Source organism: Leifsonia sp. SIMBA_070 (assembly GCF_046534635.1).
Lineage (GTDB): Bacteria > Actinomycetota > Actinomycetes > Actinomycetales > Microbacteriaceae > Leifsonia.
In genome coordinates this window covers 1-291 of the sequence record NZ_JAWRYK010000150.1, presented here as the reverse complement: position 1 = coordinate 291, position 291 = coordinate 1, and the positions used below count along the sequence as shown (strand labels likewise).

The 291-nt window shown below is 66.0% G+C and carries 1 protein-coding gene; it reads left to right on the top strand.

From position 1 onward, the window contains the following. A partial coding sequence (locus tag SB754_RS19795) for an extracellular solute-binding protein (RefSeq protein WP_410784094.1) occupies window positions 1–291 on the top strand: 291 nt, incomplete at both ends.

The window sequence follows — 291 nt, the reverse complement described above, 5'->3', positions numbered from 1 at the left end:
CTGAACGCGACCCAGGACCTGCAGTCGCTCGACGGCGCACCGTGGGTGAAGAACTACACGGGCAACCTCGCCGACGTCACCGGCCCTCTGAACAAGACCCGCTACGCGGCGCTGGTCACCACCCCCGCCGTCATCGGCGTCTACTACAACAAGGACGTCTTCACCGCGAACGGCATCACCGACACCCCGACGAACAGTGACGAGTTCATCGCGCTCGACCAGCAGCTCAAGGCGAAGGGCGTCAACCCCTTCTACGAGCTGGGCGGCGACCGCTGGGCCACGCAGTGGTGG